The following is a 26,762-nucleotide window of genomic DNA, read 5'->3' as shown; positions in this document are numbered from 1 at the left end:
TAAAATGGTTACAGTTAAAACTTGAGCTTGATCGTATAGACCATTTAAAATACAACTGTTTTATAGATTCATTTGAAGTTTATAACCTACCCTAGATCAATAATTATGGAATAAGCACGATGAAAATAAGCATAAAACTCCAAAGCGTCGTTATAAGCAGCCTAATCCTATGTTCTCCACTGACTTTTGCAGCCGATACCATTTGGATTGCTGGAACCACACATAAAGGGACAGTGACCGTACCTATAGAGAATGGCCCTAATGTGGTTTGGAAATGCGACGGTACTGTATGTCGAATGTCTGGTCCTTGGGGCAATCAACTTTCAATAGACTCATGTCAAAGTTTGGTCTCCCGAGTTGGGAAAATCACCTTCTATAAAAATTCTGCTGGAAAAATTTGGACAAAAAATTCAAAAGAATTGGCTGAGTGTAATCAAGCAGCAAAATAGAACCTTTTAGCGTCAGCAGGTCATCATATTTATCAGCAATATGATCGTGATAAACTGCTATTTATAGTCGAGAATACTCTGACTTGTTTTAATGAATCAGCGCTTAATGAATATGCGTTTAATGAATCAGAGTATGTTTGATAAACTTGAGTTGAAAAAAAACACCTAAATTTAATTTAAGTGTTTTTTATGGCATTTAAATAATATAGAAAAATAAGTTAACTATGTTTTAACTCGTCTCTCTCATCTGAAAGTAAAATGCTTTGATCTGTCTGTCCCATCAATTGACTGGTCACAACACCTGCAGTCATCGAACCATCAACATTTAACGCAGTACGCCCCATATCAATCAAAGGCTCAATGGAAATCAGCAAAGCCACCAAAGTCACAGGTAAACCCATAATCGGTAAAACAATCAGTGCAGCAAAGGTTGCGCCACCACCGACACCTGCAACGCCAATTGAACTTAAAGTCACTACGCAAGCTAAAGTTAAAATCCAGATCGGATCAAGTGGATTAATCCCCACTGTTGGGGCAACCATCACCGCAAGCATTGCTGGATATAAACCCGCACAACCATTTTGTCCAATCGTTGTACCAAATGAAGCAGAAAAGCTGGCAATAGACTCAGGCACACCCAAACGGCGAGTTTGTGCTTCAATATTTAATGGAATACTTGCCGCACTCGAACGACTGGTAAAAGCAAAGGTTAATACAGGTAAAACCTTTTTAAAGAATCGGATTGGGTTAACGCCTGTCAGCAATAATACGATTGCATGTACCGCAAACATGATGGCTAGTCCCAGATAAGAGGCAACCAAGAAACCACCAAGATTAACAATATCAGCGGCTTTAGAACTTGCCACGACTTTCGTAATCAAGGCAAATACACCATAAGGTGTAAGCGTCATCACCAATCGAACTAACTTCATCACCCACGCTTGCAAAGTATCAATTGCAGTGACGATACGTTGTCCCTTTTCGGCATCATCTCTGATCAGGTTAAGCCCTGCCAAACCGAGCATCGTAGCAAAGATCACTACACTAATGATTGAGGTTGGATGTGCTCCAGTGAGTTCAGCAAATGGATTTGTTGGCAAAAAAGATAAAATAAAATCAGGTACATTTAAGTCTGTGACTTTACCAATATATTCAGATTGAATTGCTTCAAGACGTGCTGTTTCCTGTGTCCCTTGTACAAGACCCGCCGCACTTAATCCAAATAGATTGACCACAAACACGCCAACCAAAGCGGCAATAAATGTGGTGATTAATAATGTACCAATACTAAAAATACTAATCTTGCCTAATGACGATGCATTATGTAACTTAATCACAGCACTCAGGATAGAGACCAGCACTAATGGCATCACCACCATTTGCAAAAGCTTAACATAACCATTTCCAACGATATTAAACCATTGAATAGACTCAGTTAAAATTTCAGAATTTGTACCATAAACCCAATGTAATCCTAGCCCAAATACCACACCTAAACATAAACCGGCAAACACTTTTTTAGCCAGACTCCAATCTGTCTTTCTGGTTTGCATCAGCAATATGATCAAGGCAATGAATATGACAATATTCAAAATGAGCGTATAGTTCATTCGAGTTCCAATAGTTTTGATCGTTTTATTATAAGCTTATTGTGAAATATCCAATAGTCTTTAGCATTTTTTGATATTTAAGTGTTGTTTTCTCAACATACACTATTAATAATAAAAACATCACTTTAGCGCACTCATGAATTTTTTGTATAAGCTTATACAAATAAAGACTAACACTCAGAATATAGGCCATCTCATGAATTCACATATCCAAACTGTTGAACTTTCTAAGGCTTATCGCCTGTTAAATCACGGTCCAACCGTGCTTGTCTCAGCCCAGTATGAAAACGAAAACAATGTTATGGCAGCAGCTTGGGCTTGTGCCTTAGAACTTGTGCCTGCCAAAGTGAGTGTAGTTCTAGACAAAAGTACAAAAACTCGTGAATTAGTTGAAAAGTCAGGGCATTTCATCCTACAGGTACCGACACTCAAACAACTTAAGCTGGTACAACAATTAGGCTCAATCAGTCAGTTTAATGATCCTGAAAAACTCTCACACTGCCATACGCCACTTTTCCAATTTGAGGGATTTCAGCTCCCTGCGGTTGAAGGCTGCGCTGCATGGTTGATCTGTGAACTGATTCCTGAACCGCATAATCAACAAAGCCATGATTTATTTATAGGCAAAGTCGTCGCTGCGTATGCGGATGATCGCGTATTCCGAAATGGCCATTGGTATTACCATGAAGTTGGCGCTGAATGGAAAAGCCTACATCATGTTGCAGGTGGACATTACTATACGATCGGAGATCCTGTAGATGCCAATCTATAATCTATAATCTATAATCTATAATCTATAATCTATAAGCTTAATCCTTACGAAATTTGCTTGTCGATGGGCCAATCTGTTTTAAATCATGTTTAATTCATAATTGTTCAATAATCTAAACAGACTGAGCCCTTCATATTAATCATACATATCCTGCAATAAGCTGCGATTTTACCAACTGGTTAAGTTGTGTGAGTAAGCCCTGATTATTCCCAAACTAAATACTGATTATTTATTGTCATTTTTTTAAATTCACCTTAAGGTGAATTAACGGAAAATGGATAATCTGCACAATGACCAAGATCGGATCGAATAAAATTCAGCTGAGTATCTTTCTATGCCTGTGTATGTGTTTAGGCATTGGCATTCTCCGATTTTCCTATACTGCATTATTGCCCTCTACCCGTCTTGCTTATCATTGGGACTCCAGTTTTGCCAGTATATTAAGCAGTGCAAATCTGCTGGGGTATTTAATTGGTGCATTGTGGGCAATGAAATTGCCTCAAAACTTTACCATGCCTCGATATATCATTTTGGCGGCATTTTCTGGAACGGTGAGTTTACTCAGTTGTGCTTTTTCAGGTCTTCCCGAAAGCTGGTATGTCTTTTGGCGTGTCATTTCTGGCATCAGTGGTGGCTTATTGATGATTCTAGCACCCAGTATCGTTGCACATTGCAGCAAAGCTGAAGAACGTTTAACCATCAACTTCATTGGCTTTAGTGGTATTGGCATTGGGGTATTATTGGCAACCCTGTTTTTGCCTTATCTCGACAGAATCAACACACAATCTGCATGGATGATTTTATTTGCATTCTCTGCTGTCATTTGTTTGATCATTGTTTATTTACTCAATCTGTTTAAAAATCATCTAGATCATATCAGCGTAGCAAACAATCAAACGGGGACAGTCAATGGTATGTATTTTAGTTTGCTGATTGTCTATGCATCTAGTGCTTTTGCCTATGTTCCCCACTCATTGTTTTGGATTGATTATCTTAAAAACCCCCTGCATCTTAATCTATATCTTATTAACTTGAATTGGATTTTGTATGGTTCAGGCAGCGCCTTAGGTGCAATCAGTGCTTACTTACTGGCACGAAAATTTGGCAATTTTACCGCATTAAAAATATTATATAGCCTATATATTTTGGCAATCTTTATTGCGATTTTTTCAACCCATCCAATCCTTACCTATACCTCATCCTTTTTTACTGGTTTGCTTAATCCTGCTGTGGTTTTCCTTACTTCATATACCATTTTACACCTTTATCATGTGGCCTATAAAAAACTATGGAGCATAGCAACATTAGCTTTTGCTGTGACTCAATTGGTTGGTGGAATCTGTTTTAGTAGCTTGCAACATTGGGGTGTTTCCTATCATCAGCAATTTATACTTGCCTCATGTGTACTCGCTGTAGGTACAGCACAATTTTTTATCTATTCTCTAACCCATCAAACACAACTGCATAAAAGCTAAAATAAATAATCAAGTTGCGTGAATCATATTGCTATTAAAAACTTCTCCACCCCTTTGAAAAAGATCAGGATGAGGGTGCTTTATCTTAATCTATGCTTTAAAAAAGGACAGATGAAAGAAGCCTAGTGCTTCGTTTTAGAATCGCGCCAATTTAAACACGCTAAGCTTTATCCACCGTAAAATAATCGGCTTTGCACAAAGAAATAATTTAAATATCAGTCTCAAACACATAAGTTTTAGCTTTCACTTAAAGCACTTTGCTCACAGTTATTGACCATTTGGCATATAAATTGCTCTTTGTAATGCAGGGATGGCAAAATCATAAAGGTTTTAAGATGAATACTGAAATTAAAAAAATTCAACCTGAAGATGAAGTTTTAAGTGCGGGAAAGAACCTGACATTTGGTTTACAGCATGTACTCACCATGTATGGTGGTCTGATTGCAGCACCTTTGGTCGTAGGTACGGCGATTGGTCTAAATGCAGCTGAAATTGCCTTATTAATTACGGCGTCTATTCTTGTGGGTGGTTTGGCAACATTACTACAAACGCTTGGACTAAAGTGGTTTGGTGCAAAACTTCCAATTGTACAAGGCACTTCATTTGCTGCTGTCGCAAGCATGATCGCGATTGGTACAACTGGGGGAAATATTCAAACGATTTTCGGTGCTGTGATTGTCAGTTCTATTTTCGGGATATTGATTACTCCATTTTTCTCAAAAATAGTGCGTTTCTTTCCACCGATTGTGACGGGTTCAATTATTACCATTATTGGGATTTCACTTTTACCTGTTGCAATCCGCTGGATTATGGGTGGTAACCCTAAAGCACCCGAATGGGGCTCACTGGAAAATATAGGGATTGCAGCCTTTACCCTCGGTGTACTACTTGTGGTGAGCCGCTTTGGTTCAGCTACAATGGCGCGACTAGGCGTACTCATTTCAATTATTGTTGGTGCAATTTTTACCATCCTGCTTGGTGTTGCTGACTTTTCAAAAGTGGGCAATGGTGATTTATTTGCTTTCCCACATCTATTTGCTTTTGGTCTACCCAGCTTTGAAATGTCCGCGATCTTAACCATGTGTATCGTGACCATCGTGATCCTTACTGAAACAACAGCCAGCCTATTAGCGATTGGTGAAATTGTTGATACAAAAATGGATAGTCATCGTTTAGCAGATGGTTTAAGAGCAGACATGCTATCTTCTGCGATTGCGCCATTATTTGGTTCATTTATGCAATGTGCATTTGTCCAAAACGTGGGACTGGTTGCCATTTCAGGTGTTAAAAGCCGTTTTGTGGTAGCAACAGGTGGTGCTATTTTAGTTGTACTGGGTTTATTACCGATTTTCGGACGTTTAATTGCTGCGATTCCGATGCCTGTTTTAGGTGGCGCGGGTATTGTTTTATTTGGTAGCGTTGCAGCAAGCGGTATTCGTACATTATCAAAAGTGGATTATCAAACCCAATCCAATCTCATTATTGTTGCTGTGTCGATCTGTGTCGGCTTAATTCCTTTAATCAGTCCTGATTTCTTTCATGCATTTCCCAAAGTATTCCAAACTTTATTTCATTCAGGAATAAGTGCGACGTGTATAGCAGCAGTATTACTCAATATTTTCTTTAATCACCTTTCATTTGGTAAAAAACCTGTTCGATCTTCAGTCAAAAATGTACAAACGGCCATACATTAAGATAAAAAAAGCAGAGTTTTAATAAAAACTCTGCTTTTTTCTTTCTATTTAACTGCTAAGAACAGCAAATGATTGGATGCTTTTCTTAAAACCATTATTTTGTGGTTGGCATATGCTTTTTAATAAAAGCAACCAATTCAGGATTCTTTTCAACAATCGCTTGAGTATGACTCGCATCTTTCACAGGTAAGAATGTTACATCAGTACCCATATCTTTTAAGCGTTGTTGTAATGCTTCTGTGACAGGATAAGGTACAGCCATATCAGCAGTTCCCTGAATAATCATCACAGGACTATTAATTTTCTTGGTTGCAGGTTGGTTCTCAGCTAAGAATTTTTTTACCGTCGGATTTTCTTGGAAATTATCGACTAATCCAGGATAGTCTAAAACAGTTTTTCCGCCATTCTTAACAATATAATCACGGATATCATCGGCAAATTTATTATGCAATTCATCTAGACATAAGCCATTTTCACCCGTTGAACCTTCCGCAAATTCTGCAATATTTTTTGAACGATCTTTGAAAACTTCTCGATAATTAAACTTAGGTTCATAGGCAGTCACACCAACTGTGGTATAAGCAGCATATGCCAATAATTCAGCATAAACTTCAACAGCAGTACCTACTGGGGCTGTTCCAGCTTGTTCTTTTTGAAGGATATCTCGAATTGCTTGTGGCGCAACGACAGAAATAATATAACCCAAACTTGAGGCAGGTGCGCCTGCGACAGCACCTTTGTAGTTGGAGTCGGTATTGGAAAATTCAGCAGTTCCTAAAGAACCATGCCCACCCTGCGATTGGCCAACAGACATCCACTGACCATTGATCTGATTACCATAGCGCTCTTTATATGCTTTCACTGCATAAATCGCTGAATTTGCTTCACTCTTTAAATTTAGATATGGATGCATACCCGGTGTGCCCAAGCCTTCATAGTCTGGGGCAATAATCACATAACCCTCATTTAACAGACTTTGTGCCATATTTTTAAATCGCGGATTAAATTTATTTCGACTTGGCGCACAACTATCACCCACACCCACTGTACCATGTTCCCAAACTACAACTTTCCAACCATCTGCAGGTCGTGTTGTTTTGGGAATAAAAACCATGGCTGTGGCTTTCTTGGTTTCACCGAGTACATTCGGCATATTATAAGTCATCACTTTGACTGATGTAGCCTCATTGATCACATCTGAATTATATGTATTTTCAGATACATAATTCTTATTTGAACCCCAGTTATTCCAATTATTATCGTCATCATTACATGCAGTTAAAAATAATACTGAACCGCAGGTCATTGCCAATAATGTCCGTTTAAATAATGCTTTCATTACTAAGTCCTCAGTTTTTATTGTTTGAACAACTCCGTGTTCAAGCTACTAATTAAACATAAAAAAATGTATCTTGCTAGGATACTTTTAACCAAATAGTAAAATAATATATAGATACAAATGCTTATCTTTAATTTAAATTCGCATAAACCAAATTCATGCAATAGAAACGCCAGCATCAGTCATTAAACCATCCCACAGATTACGCAGAAATACATCATTGTGGATCATAGAAATAGCTCAAAAAAAAATGCGATCTCGAATGCCTGTTGAGATAAATAGCAATCATGCTTCGTAAATAGCCTTGATCAAAAGCCAATCAAATCTTCTATAAAAGTGTATAAATTGAGCATATATAAATATAAAAAAGCAGAGCTTCGATGGAAGCTCTGCTTTTTCTATAAATTGCTATTCCCTATTTAACCACCAAGAAAACCAAATAATTTGATAATTTTCTAAAAACAATTATTTCGTAGTCGGCATATGTTTTTTAATAAAATCAACCAGTTCAGTATTCTTCGCTATAATCGCTCCGGTATGGGTTTCATCTTTCACAGCTAAGAATGTGACATCTGTTCCCATTGCTTTTAAACCTTCTTGTAATTTATTTGTAACCGTATAAGGCACAGAGGTATCAGCAGTTCCCTGAATAATCATCACAGGTGTATTAATTCTTTTCGTTGCAGGTTGATTATCTACCAAGAATTTTTTCAAGGTCGGATTCTCTTGGAAATTATCGATTAAGCCTGGATAATCTAAAACGGTTTTACCTGCATTTTTAGCGGTATAGTCATTAATATCATCGACAAATTTTTTCTGCAAATCAACAAAGCATAAGCCGTTCTCCCCCGTTGAACCTTCTGCTAATGCAACAATACTTTTTGAACGCTCTTTAAACACATCTCGATAATTAAACTTAGGCTCATAAGCGGTCACGCCAACAACGGCAAACGATGTATAGGTCAATAACGTAGCATAAACTCCAGCTGCAGTACCTACTGGTTTTTTCCCTGCTTGCTCATCTTGGAGAATATTTTGAATGGCTTTTGGTGCAACATCAGCAATAATTTCCCCCAAACTTGAGGCTGGTGCGCCTGCCACAGCACCTTTATAGTTGGCATCATTATTGGAAAACTCTGCCGTACCTAAAGACGCTTGTCCGCCCTGAGATTGCCCGACCGACATCCATTGACCATTGATTTTATTACCATAACGCTCTTTATATGCTTTCACTGCATAAATTGCTGAGTTTGCTTCGCTCTTTAGATTTAAATATGGATGCATACCTGGCGTACCCAAGCCTTCATAATCAGGGGCGAGAATCACATAGCCTTCTTTTAATAGGCTCTGTGCCATCGGTATAAATCGATCATTAATTTCATTTCTACTCGGTGCGCAACCATCACCCACACCTACAGTACCATGCTCCCAAACCACTACCTTCCAACCATCAGTAGGTCTCTTGGTTTTTGGAACAAAAACCATTGCTGTAGCTTTCTTAGTTCCACCGAGTACGTAGGGCATATTATAGGTCATGACTTTGATTGATTCAGCCTCAGGCATGCGACCTAAATTATAGGTACTTTCAGACACATAATCTTTATTTGAACCCCAGTTATCCTTGTTATCATCATCATTACATGCAGTTAAGAATAATGCTGAACCGCAAGTCATTGCCAATAGGGTTTGTTTAAATACTGCTTTCATTACCAATTCCTCAATTTTTTTATTGTTTGAACAGCTCCGTGTTCACCCTTAATTAAGCATAAATAAATGCGTCTTGCTACAATATTTTTTAATAAAACAGAGGAATATCTCACATTTATAAATTATTATTTTTCTTTATCTCGTGAAATTTCATCAATATTTTGTAATATTATAAATACAGATGAAATTCCAACAGTGGTTTATTTTAATAATTTAAAATCAAAATAATGCAATAAAAATACCAACAAAAATGGTTAAACCAACCCAACGGTTATGTCTAAATGCCCAAAAGCATAGTTGTGGATCGCGCGCTTTGGTTTTTGTCCATTGATAAATAAAATCTGCAACAACCAATAACAAGGCAATCAAGCCAAATGGAATCAATAAATTTTCTAAATATAATGCTGTACCAATCAACAATACACTGGTCAATTGCAATAAAGAGATGATCTGAATATCGTATTTTCCAAAAAGAATGGCAGTTGATTTCACCCCAATTTTTAAATCATATTCACGATCTGTAATTGCATATTGGGTATCATATGCCACCGTCCATGCTAAATTGCCAAAATAAAGCAACCAACAGGTCCAGTCTAAAGGTTTCCCCATTGCGGTAAACGACATCGGAATCCCCCAAGAAAATGCCATCCCTAAGACCACTTGTGGTAAATGGGTATAACGCTTCATAAAGGGATAAATAAAGGCGAGGACTAATCCTGCAAGCGCGCAATAAAAAGTTGCGATCGGTAAGAAAAACAAAGTACACGCACTGGCCGCCACCAAACCCACAAACACCCAGACTGCTTCTTTGGCTGAGATCACCCCAGTAGCTAGTGGACGATTTTTAGTTCGTTCCACATGTGCATCCACTTTACGATCAGCAAAATCATTGATCGCACAACCAGCTGCGCGCATAAAAATTGTCCCCAAGACCATTGCAACCAGTGTCACAATATCGGGGATACCTTCTGCAGCAATCCATAATGCCCACATGGTCGGCCATAAAACCAATTCTGTCCCAACTGGTTTATCAAAACGACACAGATAATAATAAGCTTCTAAGCGTTGTTGCCAAGTGGTGTGTTGCGCGATCGACATAACAGTCCTTCAATACTCTATTTTGAAATATGCTGTTGTTGCAAAAATTGCTCAAAGGCAGGTAAAAAAGTCTCTTGAACAATAAATTTACAACCATGCCAAGTATAACAACTTTGACGTGTCCAACCTTCTGCTAATTTTAAAACACGCCGTTCACACAACGGATTGGTACGTTGAAATAAAAATTTTCCGATCGGTTTGGTTCGAATATGCTTAAACAAACGTGCTTTGCCATGGATACTGAGAATGGGAAAAATACTTTTTGCTTTGACCCATGGCTGTGCATCACAACCAAATAAGTAACTTTCACGTACCCATGAGGTATGTTGCTGTGGCATCTGCATCCATTGACTATCCAGCACACTCATTCTTTGATAATGCTCTTGAATCGGTTGAACTTTAAAAACACCACCCGCGACATCAGTCAACTGCTGAGTCAATGAACCTTGTGCATACAACCATGTTTTTAATTCAGGAGGAAACGTCTTATCCCGTATTGTGCATGATTGTTTCAATGTTCAGCCCTTCAAATTTTGGATGACTTAGTGTAACTGAAATTTTTTGTTTTGTTTAAATTGATCTGCTAAATACTAAATTTGCATGAACAATCCATCAAAAATAAAAACAAAGAAACGCGAGATTCAAGTGAAAATTAAGATAACTTTATTTCATCAACTTCGCACCAACTGGTTTTCTCTTTTAATCACTATTTTGATTTGTATCACTTTCTGCTACATTTTAAATATTAACACTGATCTCAGGTATTTTAGGGCCTCGCATAATGAATATAAAAACAGCATTACAACTCAGCATTTTATGCATTCCTTCAACATATAGCTTTGCACTTAACTTATCCAATTCACCGATTCAACAAGTCACACTGTATCCTACACTGGCAAAAATTGAACGAACCATTCCTGTACAAGCAGGAGAACAACTTGTCACATTGAATGGCCTTGCGGCAAACTTCAATATCGATCAACTGCAATATCAAAGTAGTAATATTGAAGTCAATGCGGTTTCTCATACAGATAGTGCACTGGATAAACCCGCTGGAAATGAGTCTTCTCAATTGCGCAATAATATAGAGGATATTAAAAAGAAAATTTCTGAACAAAACTCAATTATTCAAGCGGCTGAATTACAAAATAAGTTTTTAGAAAATGTCATTAAAGGCTCTGCACCTAAAGTACGTAAACAAGCCTATGAGGCATTTATTGCGATTGATCAAGCCAAAGCAGAAAAAGAAAAGTTACAACAACGTTTACAAGAACTTGAACAAGATTTAAATGCCATTGGCGACAGTGAGTTTAACCAACGCACACTTAAGTTTTATGTTAACGCCCCGCAACGTGGTGAAATTAAAATTAGCTATATGGTGCCTTATGCACGTTGGCAACCGATATATAAAGCCGAATTAAATACCCAAACCAAGCAAATTAAACTCACCCGTATGGCAATGATTGCACAAAAAACTGGTGAAGACTGGAACAATGTTAAATTGGCATTGTCCACAGCAACACCGCAAAACTACGTTCAACAAGTGCAGCCACAACAATGGTGGGTCAACTATTATGAACCAGAACCTGTACGACCAATTTATCCCGTTGCACCAGCGCCTATGGCTTTAGCTGAAATGAGTTATGATGAAAAGTCGACAGCTAAGGCCAAAAAAGCCCCGCCTCAATTTCCACAATTTCAAGCGGCTGATTTAAATTTTAGCACTGAATTCCGTTCAGAAACCAAAGCCTCCATTCCCAGCAGCCAACAGCAAATCTTTTTACCTTTAAGTACTGAACAATATGCCGCAAAACTTTCAGTTTGGGCAATTCCTAAGCAAAGCACTCAAGCGACAATTAACGCTGAAATTTCAAAACTTGATCAAAATTGGCCTTCTGGAACAGTAAAACTTTATCGTGATGGCGACTATATTGGACAAAGAGCTTGGAGCAATAGCGCAGATGAAGCACTTCAAATGAGCTTTGGTACAGATGATCAAATTCAAGTTAAAGTGACTGATTTAACCGACAAAAAAAATCCAGTCAAAGGTACTCAATCGGAAACCATCCGAAAACAGCAATATTCAGTACAAAACTTACATAGCTACCCAATTCAAGTTACGATTTTTGAAGCTGAACCACAAAGCCAGAACGGTAAACTCAGCACACAATCGACCTATAATATCCCACCGACTGCAACACAATGGAATGGGCAACCCAATATCAACCAATGGCAAATTGATTTAAATCCGAAGCAGATTTATAAATTAGATATTCAGCATCAATTTAAATATCCAAGCAAAGGAAGAACTTCAGGGTTTTAACTTTGGTTTTTATACAAAATTTAGCCCAGTCATGACTGGGCTTTTATTTTAATCAGCTAAATGCGGTTAATTTTGATAGGTATTAGAGATAATCGCCTTCTCTTTCAGGCTGATATAATATTTTTTCAATTTTAACTTTCATCAAGTGACCATCTGGTTGAGGCCATTCGATTTCCTGTCCTTCAGCCAAGCCAAGAATTGCCGTACCTACAGGTGCAACCACATTGACCTGCCCTGCCTCACCACGAAAATCATGCGGATAGACCAAAGTAATTTCGGTTGCTTCCGTAGAAGGAGCAATGGTGATTAAAACCTTTGCATTCATCGTCACCACATTGGGCGGCATATCTTGAGGCGCAACCACATCTGCTCGTGCCAATTCCTCTTCTAAATGCTGCATTGTCACAGTCAACTTCGACTGATGTTCCAACATCGTTTCTAAGCGATGTAAATCTTGTTCTGAAATAATAATATTTGGTTTACTAGCCATGTGCCTAATTCCTTCGATCTTTCACATCATTTGGGTATAGCAGCGATGTTTATAATGGGTCTGTTGACATTTCATAAATGAATTAAGCCACAAGCCGTAAATTTCAGCATGCAACCTGTATGTCGGAAACGTGAAACGAAGTATCAATAAACTCCAATAATCTACTTCTTTTATAACAGATATTTTCTGCAATGTTTAAGCTTTTCAACTTATTGAACAACCATAAAAAAGCCCCCTTGAGAGGAGGCCTTCTCAAGTTAATGCTTATTTAGCATAAACGGGGAATTTTGCACAGACTGTTTCAACTTTCGCTTTAACCGCATTGATAACCGCTTCATCACCTTTTGCATCGAGGATATCCGCAATCCAACCTGCCAAGTCGCGAACTTCAGCTTCACCAAAACCACGTGTTGTTACTGCTGGCGTACCGATACGGATACCAGAAGTGACAAACGGAGAACGTGGATCATTTGGTACCGCATTTTTGTTGACCGTAATATGAGCAGCGCCTAACCAAGCATCAGCATCTTTACCTGTCACATCTTGCTTAATTAAAGACAACAAGAATAAATGGTTTTCTGTACCACCAGATACAACATCATAACCACGTGAAATCAATACTTCAGCCATCGCTTTAGCATTTACCACCACTTGTTTTTGATATTCTTTGTATTCAGGCATCATTGCTTCTTTAAAGCAAATTGCTTTTGCTGCTATCGCATGAACCAATGGACCACCTTGGTTACCCGGGAATACAGCAGATTGAAGTTTTTTCTCAATTTCTTCGTTTGCTTTTGCAAGGATTAAACCAGAACGTGGACCACGCAAAGTTTTATGCGTAGTTGTGGTTGTTACATCAGCAATTTGCACTGGACTTGGGTATACACCAGCAGCAACTAAACCAGCAACGTGAGCCATATCTACAAATAAGTAAGCGCCAACTTTATCCGCAATTTCACGGAAACGTTGCCAATCTACAATTTGGCTATATGCAGAGAAACCCGCAACGATCATACGTGGTTTATGCTCTACAGCTAAACGCTCAACTTCTTCGTAATCAATTTCACCAGTTTCTACGTTTAAACCATATTGAACAGCATTATATGATTTACCAGAGAAGTTGACTTTAGCACCATGAGTCAAATGACCACCATGCGCCAAGCTCATGCCTAAAACAGTATCACCTGGGTTAAGTAAAGCAAGATAAACTGCTGAGTTTGCTTGAGAACCTGCATGTGGCTGAACATTTGCATAGTCAGCACCAAATAATGCTTTAGCACGATCGATCGCCAATTGTTCGATCACATCAACATATTCACAACCGCCATAATAGCGCTTGCCAGGGTAACCTTCCGCATATTTGTTAGTGAGTTTTGACCCTTGTGCTTCCATAACAGCTGGTGAGCAATAGTTTTCAGATGCGATTAACTCAATATGAGCTTCTTGACGGGCATCTTCTTGAGTGATTGCTTGAGCAATTTCTGGATCAAATTCAGAAATAGAGATATTGGCGAACATTAGCGAGGTCCTATGAATTAGGGCTTTTAAGCCGTGCTAAGATTGCGCGTATTGTAGCATGAAGTTTGTAATTAAACAGAATGAAGTTTGCGCCATTTTAAATAAAAATGGCTCATGTTGAAAACATAAGCCATTTGCTCAAATCTAAAATTTAAAGTGTTTATTGTGCTGCAAACATTCCTTTTACATCAGCCACAATATTGTCGATATTCAAAGCATAAGCCGTACTATGATCCCAAGTAGGATTGGTAATGTAATTCACCTGCGTCGTCAGTGCTTTCGCCGTACCGTATAAAGTATCTGTTGCCACTTTCGGTACAGTGGTATCTGCACCACCCTGATAGATAATCACAGGTGTTTTAACTAGCACTTGCAACGGTTGCGAATCTTTCTCTAGGAAAGTTTTAACAGCTGGCAAAGACATAAAGGTATCGGTTGTTCTTGGATAATTTTTCAATGAGCCATTGACTGCCGCATATTGCCCCATTGCCACGCCAAACTGTTGACCAAGTGTATCATAACAAACGGATTCAGCATTTTTTGCGATTGCATCGGTTGGCACTTTGAATACTTGGCTATAGTCTAAAGTTGGGTTTGAATTACGTAAACCCGCTGCAATCAACGCTGTAAATGTATCCAATGATGCATAAACTGGAATTTGTTGCGCTGCTGGTGCATCTGCAACTGATAATTGCCCCGCATTTAAAATCAAACTCAATTGTGAAGCAGGCGCGACTGCAACTGTACCTTTATAATCTAAATTGGCACGATCAGCATATTGTGCAGCACCTAAAGCTGCTTGACCGCCTTGAGAATGCCCAACAGTGACCCATTTTTTCGATACTTTATTGCCTAACCAATTACGTGTTGCAACCACAGCATCTGTAATCGAGTAACCTTCACTTTTTACATTTAAGAATGGATGGAGTTCAGTTCCACTTGGCTCCCCTAAACCTTCATAATCGGGTGCAACAACCACATAGCCTTCTGCAAGGAATTTAGAAATCATTCCTTTAATATAAACATTCATTGCGTTACGGCTTGGTGCACATATATCAGCGACACCAGTTGTACCATGTGCCCAAACCACGATAGGCCAACCTGAAGCTGGTGGTGCAGTTTTAGGAGTAAATACCAATGAAGTTGCTTGTACTTCAGTTCCCTTCACCCCTTTCATTTTATAGGTCATTACTACACTATCTGCCGCCACAGCAGAAAAATCAGTCTTGGTATATGCTATAGGTGTGCCAACAACAGGGTTTGCGATAGTGTTTAGATCCGTATTTGAAGGTGATTCATACGAGTTTCCCCCACTACCACCGTTATTACACGCGGATAAAACCAAACCTGAACTTAGAATTAAAATTGATAATGCATTTTTTTTCATGTGACTTATTCCTTAAAGCACAATTTTTTTAAAGTTATATATACGGCTGAGCGCGTATAATTCTTTCATAAATACGTCAAAAAAATCTGTTATACAAGTTTTTTTCTTATTATTTTTTAAACATTATTCAATAGATTAAAATGTGTGTCTTCTTTCAAAATAGAAAGCAAAGCAACAGCAATTTTTTAGCCTTTGATGGCAATATCAGAATTTAAACTTTTTAAATATTAAATTTTTTCACAATTAAAATCAATTACATAAAAATTAATAAAAAATATTTTCCAAGCTGTAGCTTATTTTGATTTTCATTTTATTTCTAGCTTATATCTTATTGCAACGATAACCGTTCGCCTCTGTAGAAAACATTGAAGAATCATGCGAAGTATAAATAGCAAGATCAAATAATTATTTTTCTAGCAATCTTTTTTATGAGATTCAAACATAGGTCACAAAAATGCCCTTATCAACCAGTAATAAGGGCATTTTTTATTGTTACAATAAGTACTCAATACTCAAAAGATTAATCAGCAAGTAGGCCTTTTATATCGTTTAACAAGTTTCCATTTTGAACATTAGCCGCATGTATAGTGACGTGCCTCCAAGTCGGATCAGTTCGGTAATCAATTTTGGTGTTTAAAGCACGTGCCTTCTCCACTAAAGCATTGGTTGCCTGTGGGTATACGATAGTATCCGCTCCCCCTTGATAAATAATAATTGGGGTTTTTACTTGCGTTTGTAGTGGTTGTGAATCCTTATCTAGAAATTGCCTTACAATCGGATTATTTTTATAATCCGCTTTTTTACGCTGTGAAAAGTTGACTAAACGGCCAAATGGCTGTTGAATTGCTATTCGGCCACTAAAAGCTGTTATCAACCCTACAAGACAACGTTCTTCTGCTCGTGCAGCAGGGGTATCATATGGCGTATTAAATATATTGGTATAAACAGGCTCGTTTGGATAAAGACTTTTCATCCCCGCAGCCATAAAAGAGGTTAAAGCATCTAAAGTCGTATAACCGATAATTTGGTCAGCTCTAGTTTTATTCGCCATATCCGCTTCTGTTATGTTTTCAAGCATTTCTAAATTATTTGCTGGCGCCAAAGCAACAGCACCCTTATAGTCCATATTGGCACGCGCCGCATATTCTGCTGCGCCCAATGCGGCATGCCCCCCTTGTGAGACGCCAGCAGCAACCCATTTGTTGGATACTTTATTGCCTAACCAGCTTTTGGTTGCCACCACTGCATCGGTAATTGAATAGGCTGCACTTTTTAAATGCAAAAATGGATGCATTTCCTGACCACCTGGCTCTCCCAAACCTTCATAATCGGGTGCGACTACAACATAGCCTTCTTTAACAAAGCTATCGATCATATCATGAGTAGATCGATCCACACCTAGAATTGTAGTGGTGATTAATTTCATTCGACTCGGTGCACATTGGTCAATAACACCTGTTGTACCATGTCCCCAAGCCACGATTGGCCAGCCGCCAGCTGGCGGTGCAGTTTTAGGCGTAAATACCAATGCTGTTGCCTGAGTTTCTGTTCCTTTGATGCCTTTCATTTTATAAGTCATCACTACACTGTCTGCAGCATTTGGTGGATTTTCTGCTGCGCTCTGATATGCGCTTGGTGTGCCCACCACTGGGTCTTGAATATTGTGGACATCTACATTTGGCTTATCTTCAGGTGGTTTTTCGTCACCCGGTTTTTCATCGCCTGGCTTTTCGTCACCCGGTTTTTCACCACCTGGCTTTTCGTCACCAGGCTTTTCATCTCCTGGCTTTTCGTCACCAGGCTTTTCATCTCCTGGCTTTTCGTCACCAGGCTTTTCATCTCCTGGTTTTTCGTCACCAGGTTTTTCATCTCCTGGTTTACCCTCAGGTGGAATTATGTCACCTGGCTTTTCTACAATCGGTTTTTCATCATTTGAACCTGTGGATGAATTATTACTGTTTCTATTGCCATCACAGCCAGTCAGTAATAGACCAGATCCTATCAACATTATTGAGAGTAAATTCAATTTCATTTGATTCATCCTTGCATATAATATTTTTTATTGCATCAGTGTCAGTAAATTTAATTTGCTAACTCTAATTAATGGATCGCCAACCTAAGACATAATGCATGTTTATTTTATTGTTACATTGCATTGAACGTTTTTTAAGCTAAGCTTCATTATAATTATGCGAGAAATTAAAATTTAGCAAGTAAAATTTAATAATAAAAAATTTCAAATTATTTTATAAATCAAGATATTATTGTTAGATTCACTAAAATACTATTGTATTTATAGAATCTTATATTTATTATTTACCCTAAGTGTTATATATCGCATATATTCTGCAAATACTGTGAATTAGGGATGTGACGCAAATATACTTTTTATTGTTTTATTTTAAATAAATTCTTATCAACAACCATCGTATGGTTTATGTTTCAATCAATTCAAGATGATTAATGTTTAGATTTTTTAGCCAAAATATATTAAAAACCAGCCCAGATAATAGCTAAACAATAGAAATAATCAATGACCAAATCAAAACAAAGTTTTTCAATTCATCATTTTTCTAAGCTTTAAATATAGGGTTTAAGGCTATAAAAAACACCCTTATCACGGATAATAAGGGCACTTTTACATTGTTACGGTCAACATTGAACAATTAATTGGCAAGCAAGGCCTTTATATCTGTTACTAGCTGGCCGTTTGTAACATTCGCAGTGTATATACTAAAGTGATCCCAAGATGGATCTGTTCTATAATCAATTTTAGTGGTTAAAGCACGCGCCTGTGCCACCAAGGCATCTGTTGCCTGCGGTAATACAACATTGTCGCTACCGCCCTGATAAATAATAATTGGGGTTTTAATCAGACTTTGTAGCGGTTGTGAATCCTTTTCCAAAAATTGCTTTACGATTGGATCATTTTTAAAGCCTTCCTGTTTACGCGAAGAATAACCTTTAAGACTCCCTTCATTGTTCGTCATATATGTGCCTATATCGCTCAAAAATTGAAACCCTAAGGGGACAAGACAAAGCTTTTCTGCTTGTTCGGCAGTTTTATCTAGTGGTGACTTAAATATTTTACTATATACCGGCTCAGTCGGATAAAGGCTCTTCATCCCCGCAGCCATAAAGGCAGTTAAGGTATCTAAAGCGAGATAACCGAATGTTTTAGGCAGTGTCCCATCCTCCATGTTCATCAAAGCCATTTCTGACAATTCCTCAATCAATTTTAGATTATTTGCGGGTGCCAGTGCGACTGCGCCTTTATAGTCCATATTGGCTCGCGCTGCATATTGTGCTACACCTAATGCTGCATGACCGCCTTGTGAGTGCCCCGCAACTGCCCACTTATTCGATGCTTTGTTGCCTAACCAACTTTTGGTTGCCACCACCGCATCTGTAATCGAATAGGCTTCACTCTTTAAATTTAAAAATGGATGGGTCTCCTGCTTGCTCGGTTCACCGAGACCTTCATAATCTGGTGCGACCACCACATAGCCATCTTTAACCAAACTATCGACCATGTTATAGATAGAGTTATCTTGTACACCTAAAAACGTAGTCGTAATTAATTCCTTTGTACTCGGCGCACAATCATCAGCGACCCCCGCAGCACCATGTGCCCAAGCCACAATTGGCCAACCTCCAGCAGGTGGTTCAGTTTTAGGGGTAAATACTAATGCGGTTGCCTGAGTTTCTTTCCCTGTGATGCCTTGCATTTTATAAGTCATCACCACACTCTCAGCTGCATTTTCTGGACGACTTTTTGGGGAGTTTGGCATATATGGTTGTGGTGTGTTCACCACTGGATTTTGAATATTGTTTATATCTGCGTTTACATTTAAAGTTGTGGATGGGCTATCACTCTTATCATCACTACCATTACAGGCACTCAGCAATAGGCCTGATCCAATCAACATGATTGAGAGTAAGTTTAATTTCATTTGTTTCATCCTTGTATATAATATTTTTTTGTATTTTGAATGAATATTTGATAACAAAATTGAATTAACTTAAATCGTCCAAAAGAACTAATTTATTAAAAAATTTTAATGATGATATATAGCTAAGCATAAAAAAGTTTGCTACACAGTAAAAAATACGCAGGAACTCTTTATATTTAAATCCTATTCTAATAATCTTCGCCAAAAAGCCCTAGACGACTATAAAGAATGCCAAAATAAATCTAAAACTTAGACTATCTTTAACATCACAAGAACTACCCGAGAAGATTGAATTCAACTTGGAAATCTCAAAGAAAATACTAAGCGACCGTATTCTAAAAAAGCAGATCGAGCTTATAAATTTAAAGACGCGCAAGCATTTAAAATGCTTTGTAGAAATGACTCCCTTTACTCAAGCTAAAAATCTTGTACCTCTTTTTGAGCAGATTTTTGGCTATTCAGCCTCTTATCCAGATATCTTGTATGCTTAAAAAAATCAGGCTGATCACATAAAAAGGAGTTTTCTCTACCGACAAGCCAACCAAGTAAGTAGAGCCTTTTGTCAGTTGGCTTGAATATTTGTTAAAAGGATTACAACCTGCCCGATATTTATTGATAATAGATAATGTTGCAATTCATAAAGCTAATGATGTGGAAGCGGTCGCAAGAAAATATCAAATCAGGTTGGCGTATTTACCTACCTTTAGCCCTGATCTAAATCCAATTTTTATTGTTTAAATTTCAACCAACTTAAAGCGATTAATATCTATGCTTTTTATTCAACACATATTTAAAACCAATACTGATGATGACTAAATCAAAAACCGATGCTGATTTTGATAGAAATAATCAATGACTCATTCAAAAACAAGTCACTCAAATATTATTTTTCAGATTAATTAAAGACCAATATCAATAATAAAAAATGATCATATTGAGTGAATAATATTGATATTAAAAGTGCCTTCTCATGCTGGGAGAAGGCTAGAATGAGGGAGATTTTAGGTTAAGCTATGTTTTAAAAAAGGACTGATAAAAGGAACCTATTTTTAGAACTAAGACACACTCAAAAAATTAATTGGCAAGTAGCGTTTTAACATCCGCTAGCAACTGCCCATTGTCAACATTAACCCTGTATACGCTAAAGTGATCCCAAGTCGGATCCGTTCTATAATCAATTTTGGTGGTTAAAGCACGTGCCTGTGCCACCAAGGCATCTGTTGCTTGAGGCAATACGATATTGTCGCTACCGCCCTGATAAATAATAATCGGGGTCTTAATTACAGTTTGCAACGGTTGTGAATCCTTTTCCAAATATTGCTTTACAATTGGATCATTTTTAAAACCTTCCTGTTTTCGCGAAGAATAACCTTTTAGACTATTTTCATTTGCAAGCGCATATTGTGATACTGGTCCCCCCATAAATTCAAAACCCAAGTCAAAAAGACAAAGCTTTTCTGCATTCTCAGCAGCAAATTTATCAGTCGGTGACTTAAATATTTTACTATATACAGACTCAGTCGGATAAACACTTTTTATACCCGCAGCCATATAAGACGTTAGAGTATCTAGGATGGCGTAGCCGAGTGCTTGAGGGAGTGAAAAATCCTCCATTTGCGCTATAGCCATTTCCGACAACTCTTCAATCATTTTTAGATTATTTGCAGGCGCGGTGGCGACTGCACCCTTATAATCCATATTGGCACGCGCTGCATACTGTGCCGTAGCTAATGCCGCATGACCACCTTGCGAGTGCCCCAAAACAGCCCACTTATTGGACACTTTACTCCCCAACCAACTTTTGGTTGCAACCACGGCATCTGTAATTGAGTAGGCTTCACTTTTTACATGTAAAAATGGATGCATCTCGCTACCACTAGGCTCACCTAGGCCTTCATAATCTGGCGCAACCACCACATAGCCTTCTTTAACAAAGCTATCAATCATGTTATAGGTCGCTTTATCCTCGCCAGTTAAAATTGAAGTCGTAATTAATTTCTGTCTACTCGGCGCACAATCATCAGCAACACCTGCAGTACCATGTGCCCAAGCCACAATCGGCCAACCACCTGCGGGCGGTGCAGTTTTCGGGGTAAATACCAATGCCGTTGCTTGAGTTTCTTTCCCTGTGATGCCCTTCATTTTATAAGTCATCACCACGCTTTCTGCTGCATTCGGAGGAAGAGTATTATCTTTAATGACATACGGTTTTGGAGTATTCACTACTGGATTTTGAATCTTGTTCACATCCGCATTTACTTCTGCATTTACATTTGGACTTGTGGATGGATTATCCCCCTTGTCATCACTACCACCACAGGCAGTCAAAAATAGAGAGCATCCAGCCAGCACGACCGAGAGTAAATTTAATTTCATTTGATTTTTCCTTGCCTATAATAATTTTTCTCACATCAGTGTCAGCAAATTCTTTTTGCCAACCTTGATCAATTGATTGCCTGTCTTATGCACAGTAAAGACCTATTTTAAAACCACACCACACTGTGCAATATTTAAGAAAATCTGCATTATATTTATACTTGAAATATAAATTTGCAAGTGAAATTTAACATTAAAAAAACTTTAAATTATTCCTTAATCAATCAGATATTTAATATTAAATTCACAAAAATATTATAGTAATTATATAGATTTAAATTTATTTAAAAATCAACTCAAAGATGTTATGCAGTTCATATAATCCATAAATATCGTGAATTTTATTTATTATACAAATATGTTTTTAGTCGCTTTACTTTAAATAAATTCTTATCAATATTTATTTTTATTATTTAAATTTCAACCAATCCAAGGTGATTAGTATTTAGACTTTTTAATCAACGCATATTAAAAACCGATAGTGATGATGACCAAATCAAAAGCCAATGCTGATTTTGATAGAAATAATCAATGACCAAATCAAACAAAGTTTCTCAAGTCATCTTCCTTACTAAGATTAAAACATAGATTTAAAAATGCCCTTATCAACCAGTAATAAGAGCATTTTTACATTGCTACAATAAGTACTGAACACTCAAGATTAATTGGCAAGTAGCGTTTTAACATCTACTAGCAACTGCCCATTGTCAACATTCGCACTGAATACGGTGGTATGATCCCAATTTGGATCAGTTCGATAATCAATTTTAGTGGTTAAAGCACGCGCCTGCGCCACCAGGGCATCTGTTGCCCGTGGTAATACAATCAGGTCTTTGCTGCCCTGATAAATAATAATCGGAGTCTTAACCACAGTTTGTAATGGTTGTGAATCTTTATCTAGAAACTGTCTTACAATCGGATGTTGGGTATATCCCTGATTTTTACGTGGATAATCCTTTAAATCTCCCTTTGGTAAAAAGTAATTAACCATCGGCGTGGTAAAATTATTAACCATTTCTATCAGACATTGTGACTCTGCTTTCTCTGCAACTTTATCAGTCGGTGATTTAAATACAATACTATAGACAGGCTCGGCTGGATAAAGGCTTTTCATACCCGCAGCCATAAAAGCCAATAAAGTATCGAGTACTGCATAGCCTGAGATTTGACCAGACACGGCCCTATCTGCCAAAGCCATATCTGACAAGCTTTCAATCATTTCCAGATTATTTGCGGGTGCCATTGCGACAACACCCTTGTAGTCCATATTGGCACGTGCTGCATACTGTGCTGCACCTAATGCCGCATGGCCACCTTGCGAGACCCCAACAACGGCCCACTTATTAGATGCTTTATTGCCTAACCAGTTTTTGGTTGCAACTACAGCATCGGTAATTGAATAAGCTTCACTTTTTAAAATCAAAAATGGATGCACTTCCTGACCACTCGGCTCCCCCAGACCTTCATAATCAGGGGCAACCACAACATAACCATCTTTAACAAAACTATCGATCATTTTATGAGTAAATACATCTGGGAGGAAACCCTCCACGATTAATCGATTTCTACTGGGCGCACAATTATCTGCAACCCCTACAGCGCCATGTGCCCAAGCTACAATCGGCCATCCACCAAGAGGTGGTGCAGTCTTTGGGGTAAATACCAATGCAGTGGCTTGAGTTTCTTTTCCTGTGATGCCTTGCATTTTATAAGTCATCACCACACTTTCTGCTGCATTCGGTGGGTAATCTTGTTTATGTTGATATGCAGTTGGTGTCCCCACCACTGGATTTTGAATCTTGTTTGTGTCTGGATTTACATTTGAACTTGTAGATGAATTATCACGCTTTCCATCGCCATTACAGGCAGTCAAAAATGGAGACGATAATGCCAACAATACCGAGAGTAAGTTTAGTTTCATTTGATTATTCCTTGCCTATAAAATTTTTTTATCACTTCAGGGTTAACAAATTTAGTCTGCCAATCCTGATCTATTGATTACTCACCTTATACACAATGTACGTCTACTTTATATCGCACATCACACTGTATAATTCTTAAGCAAATCTGCATTATATTTATACTGGAAATATAAATTAGCAAGTGAAATTTAACATTTACAAATCTTAAATTATTGGATTAAAAATTCAGATAATCACGGTTTAAATCACATAAATACTATATTAATTATATAGTATTATATTTAGCTGCTCGGCATTTTAAAATCTTATTCAACTTATACAACCCACAAATTGCGTGAATTAAGATTGCTTTATAAATATGTTTTTGATCGCTTTATTTTTAAATAAATTATTATCAATTTTATTTTATTATTTAAATTTCAAATAATTTTAAGCTAGTTAATGCTTAGCTTTTTTATTGATTAGATATTAAAAATCAATACCGACGATAACTAAATCAAAAACCAATGTGAATTTTGATGGAAATAATCAATGATTCATTCAAACAAAGATGCTCAAATATTGTTTTATTAAGATTAGGCCATAGTGTTAAACGATAAAAAATACCCCTATTTTTAAAAATAGAGGTACTTTTACATTAAGAGAATTAAAACACACTCAAAAACTAATCAGAAAGCAAGGCCTTAACATCTTCTAACACTTGACCATTTTCAACATTTGCACTGAATACGGTTTGGTGATCCCAATCAGGATTCTTTCTATAATCAATTTTAGTGGTTAAAGCACGTGCTTGTGCCACCAAAGCATCTGTTGCTCGTGGTAATACAATCAGGTCTTTATCTCCCTGATAAATAATAATTGGAGTTTTAATCAAAGTTTGCAGTGGTGGTAAGTCTTTGTCTAGAAATTGCCTTACAATTGGATGCTGGGTATACCCCTCATTTTTACGAGGATATCCAACTAGACTTCCTTTATTATTCCTCCTATAAGTTAACATTGGTATCATAAAATTAAAAGCCATTGATTGAAGACATTGCTTTTTCTCTTCTACTTTCTCAGCAATTTTATCAGTCGGCGATTTAAATACGATACTGTAAATCGGCTCAGTCGGATAAGCACTTTTCATCCCTGCTGCCATATAGGCAGTTAGAGTATCCAGTACCATATAGCCATTCATTTGAGCTTGTACATCCTTATTATTCGCCAAAGCCATATCAGATAAACTTTCAATCATTTCCAGATTATTTGCAGGCGCCAATGCAATTGCACCCTTATAGTCCATATTGGCACGGGCTGCATACTGTGCCGCACCTAATGCTGCATGACCACCTTGCGAGGTCCCAACAACTGCCCATTTGTTAGATGCTTTATTGCCTAACCAGCTTTTGGTTGCAACTACTGCATCTGTAATCGAATAGGCTGCACTTTTTAAATTTAAAAATGGATGGATTTCCTGACCACTCGGTTCACCTAGCCCTTCATAATCAGGGGCAACCACCACATAGCCTGCTTTAACAAAACTATCGATCATTTTATGAGTATGCAGATCTTGGATAAAACCCACATCCACAATTAATGGATTTCTACTTGGTGCACATTCGTCGCTCACCCCCACACTACCATGTGCCCAAGCAACAATCGGCCAACCGCCAGCAGGTGGTTCGGTTTTAGGGGTAAATACCAAAGCTGTGGCTTGCGTTTCTTTTCCTGTAATACCTTGCATTTTATAGGTCATCACCACCCCCTCTTCTGCATTCGGTACAGTATAATATTCCTTATCGTAATTTTCTAAGACATACGGTTTTGGTGTATCCACCACTGGATTTTGAATATTGTTTACATTTGCATTTATATTTGAACTTGTGGATGAATTATCCCCCTTGTCATCACTACCACCACAGGCGGTGAGAAGTAGACCAGATCCAAGCAACATTACAGTGAGTAAATTTAATTTCATATGATTCATCCTTGTTTATCATTTTTTCTATCACTTCATTGCTAACAAATCATTTGTTAACACGATCCCCTTAGATTGCTGATCTTTTGCTTGATGACTTTTTAAATTACATCATAACTACACAATATTTAAGCTCAGCTTTATTATAATTTAGCCATAAATAAAAATTTGGCAAGTGAAATTTGATCTTTAAGTATTTTAAAATATTTAAAAAAATTAAGTAATTAATTCCAAATTCACTGAAAAAATGCTGTATTTATACAATTTCATACTCACTTTTACATTTACCAAGAAGCGCTTTATAATTCACATATTATCTAGATTTTGTGAATTATAACGTTAAGAAAATGCGCTTTCGATTGTTTAAATTTAAAAAAATCTTAACAATAACCACAATAATCGTTTAAATCTCAACCAATTTAAGATCATTAATCTATAGATATGTCAGAAAAAGCACATAAAAAATTGCGACCAAATACAATTAAATTCAAAACCATAACGTATCTCGATTTGATATTTCTGCAATAAAGCATCGCCTCGCTCAAAGTCTAAACCAGAGAAATACTACTTTTCCGAGACTCAATTCAGATTAACCATAGAAAATGCCTTGCTTTAGAAAGGTGAGAAATACTCACTCTCCAAGGGAGAGGATTTAAAAATCAAAAAATGATCTTGTTAAATGAATCATATCG

18 protein-coding genes and 1 pseudogene are annotated in these 26,762 nt (G+C 37.5%); 6 read left to right on the top strand and 13 right to left on the bottom strand.

From position 1 onward, the window contains the following. The first annotated feature begins 119 nt into the window (after positions 1–119). The gene (locus tag AS4_RS06620) at positions 120–449 is read left to right on the top strand and encodes a hypothetical protein (protein WP_096733616.1); all 330 of its coding nucleotides are present in this window, start codon (positions 120–122) and stop codon (positions 447–449) included. Between the two features lie 218 nt (positions 450–667). Here AS4_RS06620 and AS4_RS06615 read toward each other — a convergent pair whose 3' ends face one another. Continuing rightward, positions 668–2,059 (bottom strand): L-cystine transporter, encoded by a 1,392-nt coding sequence (locus AS4_RS06615; protein WP_096733615.1) that lies wholly within the window; start codon positions 2,057–2,059, stop codon positions 668–670. Positions 2,060–2,255: 196 nt separating this feature from the next. On the opposite strand from AS4_RS06615, the gene AS4_RS06610 reads away from it, so the two are divergent. The 3 genes from AS4_RS06610 to AS4_RS06600 all read left to right on the top strand — a co-directional run bounded on the left by AS4_RS06610 (position 2,256) and on the right by AS4_RS06600 (position 6,000). Continuing rightward, positions 2,256–2,831, top strand: a complete 576-nt coding sequence (locus tag AS4_RS06610) for a flavin reductase family protein (protein ID WP_096733614.1) — start codon at positions 2,256–2,258, stop codon at positions 2,829–2,831. A gap of 290 nt (positions 2,832–3,121) precedes the next feature. Next, entirely contained in the window at positions 3,122–4,306 is a 1,185-nt protein-coding gene (locus AS4_RS06605; protein ID WP_096733613.1) for a YbfB/YjiJ family MFS transporter, read from the top strand. 335 nt (positions 4,307–4,641) lie between these two features. Beyond that, positions 4,642–6,000: a nucleobase:cation symporter-2 family protein gene (locus AS4_RS06600; protein WP_096735489.1), complete on the top strand. Its 1,359-nt coding sequence runs from the start codon at positions 4,642–4,644 to the stop codon at positions 5,998–6,000. A 94-nt stretch (positions 6,001–6,094) separates the two neighbouring features. Here the strand turns inward: AS4_RS06600 and AS4_RS06595 are convergent, their stop codons facing one another. The 4 genes from AS4_RS06595 to AS4_RS06580 form a co-directional block, all read right to left on the bottom strand. Next, positions 6,095–7,339 (bottom strand): alpha/beta hydrolase family protein, encoded by a 1,245-nt coding sequence (locus AS4_RS06595; RefSeq protein ID WP_096733612.1) that lies wholly within the window; start codon positions 7,337–7,339, stop codon positions 6,095–6,097. A gap of 465 nt (positions 7,340–7,804) precedes the next feature. Further along, positions 7,805–9,046: an alpha/beta hydrolase family protein gene (locus tag AS4_RS06590; RefSeq protein ID WP_096733611.1), complete on the bottom strand. Its 1,242-nt coding sequence runs from the start codon at positions 9,044–9,046 to the stop codon at positions 7,805–7,807. Positions 9,047–9,265: 219 nt separating this feature from the next. Continuing rightward, entirely contained in the window at positions 9,266–10,144 is an 879-nt protein-coding gene (gene ubiA / locus AS4_RS06585) for a 4-hydroxybenzoate octaprenyltransferase (RefSeq protein ID WP_096733610.1), read from the bottom strand. A 17-nt stretch (positions 10,145–10,161) separates the two neighbouring features. Next, positions 10,162–10,659, bottom strand: a complete 498-nt coding sequence (locus AS4_RS06580) for a chorismate--pyruvate lyase family protein (protein WP_096733609.1) — start codon at positions 10,657–10,659, stop codon at positions 10,162–10,164. Between the two features lie 266 nt (positions 10,660–10,925). On the opposite strand from AS4_RS06580, the gene AS4_RS06575 reads away from it, so the two are divergent. Then, positions 10,926–12,467, top strand: coding sequence for a DUF4139 domain-containing protein (locus AS4_RS06575; RefSeq protein WP_096733608.1), 1,542 nt, complete (start codon positions 10,926–10,928; stop codon positions 12,465–12,467). An 82-nt stretch (positions 12,468–12,549) separates the two neighbouring features. Here the strand turns inward: AS4_RS06575 and rnk are convergent, their stop codons facing one another. The 5 genes from rnk to AS4_RS06550 form a co-directional block, all read right to left on the bottom strand. Beyond that, the gene (rnk, locus tag AS4_RS06570) at positions 12,550–12,957 is read right to left on the bottom strand and encodes a nucleoside diphosphate kinase regulator (protein WP_004820092.1); all 408 of its coding nucleotides are present in this window, start codon (positions 12,955–12,957) and stop codon (positions 12,550–12,552) included. A 264-nt stretch (positions 12,958–13,221) separates the two neighbouring features. After that, the gene (glyA, locus tag AS4_RS06565) at positions 13,222–14,475 is read right to left on the bottom strand and encodes a serine hydroxymethyltransferase (protein ID WP_004820090.1); all 1,254 of its coding nucleotides are present in this window, start codon (positions 14,473–14,475) and stop codon (positions 13,222–13,224) included. A gap of 160 nt (positions 14,476–14,635) precedes the next feature. Beyond that, the gene (locus AS4_RS06560) at positions 14,636–15,862 is read right to left on the bottom strand and encodes an alpha/beta hydrolase (RefSeq protein ID WP_096733607.1); all 1,227 of its coding nucleotides are present in this window, start codon (positions 15,860–15,862) and stop codon (positions 14,636–14,638) included. A gap of 520 nt (positions 15,863–16,382) precedes the next feature. Continuing rightward, positions 16,383–17,894: a prolyl oligopeptidase family serine peptidase gene (locus tag AS4_RS06555; protein ID WP_096733606.1), complete on the bottom strand. Its 1,512-nt coding sequence runs from the start codon at positions 17,892–17,894 to the stop codon at positions 16,383–16,385. Positions 17,895–18,528: 634 nt separating this feature from the next. Next, positions 18,529–19,815: an alpha/beta hydrolase gene (locus tag AS4_RS06550; RefSeq protein ID WP_096733605.1), complete on the bottom strand. Its 1,287-nt coding sequence runs from the start codon at positions 19,813–19,815 to the stop codon at positions 18,529–18,531. 570 nt (positions 19,816–20,385) lie between these two features. On the opposite strand from AS4_RS06550, the pseudogene AS4_RS22195 reads away from it, so the two are divergent. Further along, a pseudogene (locus AS4_RS22195) lies at positions 20,386–20,553 on the top strand (transposase); the annotation flags it as partial. A 336-nt stretch (positions 20,554–20,889) separates the two neighbouring features. On the opposite strand, the gene AS4_RS06535 reads toward AS4_RS22195, so the two are convergent. From AS4_RS06535 to AS4_RS06525, 3 genes are all read right to left on the bottom strand, one after another. Beyond that, on the bottom strand, positions 20,890–22,191 hold the full coding sequence (locus AS4_RS06535) for an alpha/beta fold hydrolase (RefSeq protein ID WP_096733603.1): 1,302 nt from the start codon (positions 22,189–22,191) through the stop codon (positions 20,890–20,892). A 661-nt stretch (positions 22,192–22,852) separates the two neighbouring features. Continuing rightward, positions 22,853–24,112, bottom strand: coding sequence for an alpha/beta hydrolase (locus tag AS4_RS06530; protein WP_096733602.1), 1,260 nt, complete (start codon positions 24,110–24,112; stop codon positions 22,853–22,855). A gap of 665 nt (positions 24,113–24,777) precedes the next feature. Further along, positions 24,778–26,070, bottom strand: coding sequence for an alpha/beta hydrolase (locus AS4_RS06525; protein ID WP_096733601.1), 1,293 nt, complete (start codon positions 26,068–26,070; stop codon positions 24,778–24,780). Positions 26,071–26,762: the final 692 nt, after the last annotated feature.

Source organism: Acinetobacter guillouiae, assembly GCF_002370525.2.
GTDB lineage: Bacteria > Pseudomonadota > Gammaproteobacteria > Pseudomonadales > Moraxellaceae > Acinetobacter > Acinetobacter guillouiae.
The sequence above is the reverse complement of the archived record's forward strand: the minus strand, read 5'-3'. Positions and strand labels throughout refer to the sequence as shown.

Excerpts from the sequence above, each read along its gene's own strand:
- AS4_RS06620 (WP_096733616.1), top strand. The coding sequence starts at position 120 with ATGAAAATAAGCATAAAACTCCAAAGCGTCGTTATAAGCAGCCTAATC.
- AS4_RS06615 (WP_096733615.1), bottom strand. The coding sequence starts at position 2,059 with ATGAACTATACGCTCATTTTGAATATTGTCATATTCATTGCCTTGATC.
- AS4_RS06610 (WP_096733614.1), top strand. The coding sequence starts at position 2,256 with ATGAATTCACATATCCAAACTGTTGAACTTTCTAAGGCTTATCGCCTG.
- AS4_RS06605 (WP_096733613.1), top strand. The coding sequence starts at position 3,122 with ATGACCAAGATCGGATCGAATAAAATTCAGCTGAGTATCTTTCTATGC.
- AS4_RS06600 (WP_096735489.1), top strand. The coding sequence starts at position 4,642 with ATGAATACTGAAATTAAAAAAATTCAACCTGAAGATGAAGTTTTAAGT.
- AS4_RS06595 (WP_096733612.1), bottom strand. The coding sequence starts at position 7,339 with ATGAAAGCATTATTTAAACGGACATTATTGGCAATGACCTGCGGTTCA.
- AS4_RS06590 (WP_096733611.1), bottom strand. The coding sequence starts at position 9,046 with ATGAAAGCAGTATTTAAACAAACCCTATTGGCAATGACTTGCGGTTCA.
- ubiA (WP_096733610.1), bottom strand. The coding sequence starts at position 10,144 with ATGTCGATCGCGCAACACACCACTTGGCAACAACGCTTAGAAGCTTAT.
- AS4_RS06575 (WP_096733608.1), top strand. The coding sequence starts at position 10,926 with ATGAATATAAAAACAGCATTACAACTCAGCATTTTATGCATTCCTTCA.
- rnk (WP_004820092.1), bottom strand. The coding sequence starts at position 12,957 with ATGGCTAGTAAACCAAATATTATTATTTCAGAACAAGATTTACATCGC.
- glyA (WP_004820090.1), bottom strand. The coding sequence starts at position 14,475 with ATGTTCGCCAATATCTCTATTTCTGAATTTGATCCAGAAATTGCTCAA.
- AS4_RS06560 (WP_096733607.1), bottom strand. The coding sequence starts at position 15,862 with ATGAAAAAAAATGCATTATCAATTTTAATTCTAAGTTCAGGTTTGGTT.
- AS4_RS06555 (WP_096733606.1), bottom strand. The coding sequence starts at position 17,894 with ATGAAATTGAATTTACTCTCAATAATGTTGATAGGATCTGGTCTATTA.
- AS4_RS06550 (WP_096733605.1), bottom strand. The coding sequence starts at position 19,815 with ATGAAATTAAACTTACTCTCAATCATGTTGATTGGATCAGGCCTATTG.
- AS4_RS06535 (WP_096733603.1), bottom strand. The coding sequence starts at position 22,191 with ATGAAATTAAATTTACTCTCGGTCGTGCTGGCTGGATGCTCTCTATTT.
- AS4_RS06530 (WP_096733602.1), bottom strand. The coding sequence starts at position 24,112 with ATGAAACTAAACTTACTCTCGGTATTGTTGGCATTATCGTCTCCATTT.
- AS4_RS06525 (WP_096733601.1), bottom strand. The coding sequence starts at position 26,070 with ATGAAATTAAATTTACTCACTGTAATGTTGCTTGGATCTGGTCTACTT.